This is a genomic window from Rhizobium rosettiformans W3 (genome assembly GCF_004912135.1).
In the GTDB taxonomy this organism is placed as follows: Bacteria; Pseudomonadota; Alphaproteobacteria; order Rhizobiales; family Rhizobiaceae; genus Allorhizobium; species Allorhizobium rosettiformans.
Map to the genome: position 1 here is coordinate 1 of NZ_STGU01000082.1, position 647 is coordinate 647.

The window sequence follows — 647 nt, forward strand, 5'->3', positions numbered from 1 at the left end:
TCGGCTACCGGTTCGCTCCGCGCATCCGCGACCTGCCATCCAAACGGCTCTACGCGTTCAATCCGTCGGCCGCCCCGGCGCACCTGCGAGCGTTGATCGGCGGAAAGGTCAACCAAGCCATGATCGAGCGCAATTGGCCCGACATCCTGCGCATCGCCGCCACCATTGCTGCCGGGACCGTCGCGCCAAGCCAGATTCTGCGGAAACTCGCCTCCTATCCGCGGCAGAACGAGCTCGCGACAGCCCTGCGGGAAGTCGGTCGCGTCGAGCGCACCCTGTTCATGATCGACTGGATTCTGGATGCCGAACTCCAACGGCGTGCCCAGATCGGGCTCAACAAAGGCGAAGCTCATCATGCGCTGAAGCGGGCAATCAGCTTCCACCGCCGCGGTGAAATCCGCGACCGTTCCGCCGAAGGCCAGCATTACCGCATCGCCGGCATGAATCTGCTCGCCGCCATCATCATCTTCTGGAACACCATGAAGCTCGGCGAGGTCGTTGCAAACCAGAAACGCGATGGAAAGCTGCTATCGCCCGATCTCTTGGCCCATGTTTCGCCGCTCGGATGGGAACACATCAATCTCACCGGAGAATATCGCTGGCCAAAGCCTTAGCGTAGGATTCCGCCCCCTCCCGCAAACGACCCC

1 protein-coding gene is annotated in these 647 nt (G+C 62.1%); it reads left to right on the forward strand.

What is annotated here, in order from left to right:
* A partial coding sequence (locus FAA86_RS24445) for a Tn3 family transposase (RefSeq protein ID WP_167495093.1) occupies positions 1-614 on the forward strand: 614 nt, incomplete at its 5' end.
* Positions 615-647: the final 33 nt, after the last annotated feature.